Origin of the sequence: Vibrio zhanjiangensis, assembly GCF_030161235.1 — a bacterium.
Classification (GTDB): domain Bacteria; phylum Pseudomonadota; class Gammaproteobacteria; order Enterobacterales; family Vibrionaceae; genus Vibrio; species Vibrio zhanjiangensis.
Map to the genome: position 1 here is coordinate 1 of NZ_BSPW01000116.1, position 1,034 is coordinate 1,034.

At 47.5% G+C, this 1,034-nt stretch carries 1 protein-coding gene; it reads left to right on the plus strand.

The window, feature by feature from the left end:
• On the plus strand, window positions 1-1,034 hold a 1,034-nt coding region (gene tuf, locus QQK21_RS21760), incomplete at both ends, for an elongation factor Tu (protein WP_284194271.1).

Below are 1,034 nucleotides of genomic sequence, written 5' to 3' on the forward strand. Positions count from 1 at the left end.
TGCAATCTGTACAACTCTTGCAAAAGTGTACGGCGGTGAAGCGAAAGACTTCGCATCAATCGATAACGCTCCAGAAGAGCGTGAGCGCGGTATCACAATCGCAACATCTCACGTAGAGTACGACACACCAGCTCGTCACTACGCACACGTAGACTGTCCAGGACACGCGGATTATGTTAAGAACATGATCACAGGTGCTGCACAGATGGACGGTGGTATCCTAGTTGTTGCTGCGACAGATGGCCCAATGCCACAAACTCGTGAGCACATTCTACTAGGCCGTCAGGTTGGTATCCCATACATCATCGTATTCATGAACAAATGTGACATGGTTGACGATGAAGAGCTACTAGAGCTTGTTGAAATGGAAGTTCGTGAGCTTCTATCTGAATACGACTTCCCAGGTGATGACCTACCGGTTATCCAAGGTTCTGCACTAGGCGCACTAAACGGCGAAGAGCAGTGGGAAGCGAAGATTGTTGAACTAGCAGAAGCTCTAGATACTTATATTCCAGAGCCAGAGCGTGCAGTTGATATGCCGTTCCTAATGCCGATTGAAGACGTATTCTCAATCCAAGGTCGTGGTACAGTAGTCACTGGTCGTATCGAGCGTGGTATCCTAAACGTAGGTGACGAAGTTGCTATCGTAGGTATCAAAGATACAACAACGACGACATGTACAGGTGTAGAGATGTTCCGTAAGCTTCTAGACGAAGGTCGTGCGGGTGAAAACGTTGGTGCACTTCTACGTGGTACTAAGCGTGATGAAGTAGAGCGTGGTCAAGTACTAGCGAAGCCAGGTTCAATCACTCCACACACTAAGTTTGAATCAGAAGTTTACGTATTGTCTAAAGATGAAGGTGGTCGTCACACGCCATTCTTCAAAGGCTACCGTCCACAGTTCTACTTCCGTACAACTGACGTAACAGGTAACATTGAGCTACCAGAAGGCGTGGAAATGGTAATGCCAGGCGATAACATCAAGATGACTGTAGAGCTAATCGCTCCAATCGCAATGGACGAAGGTCTTCGTT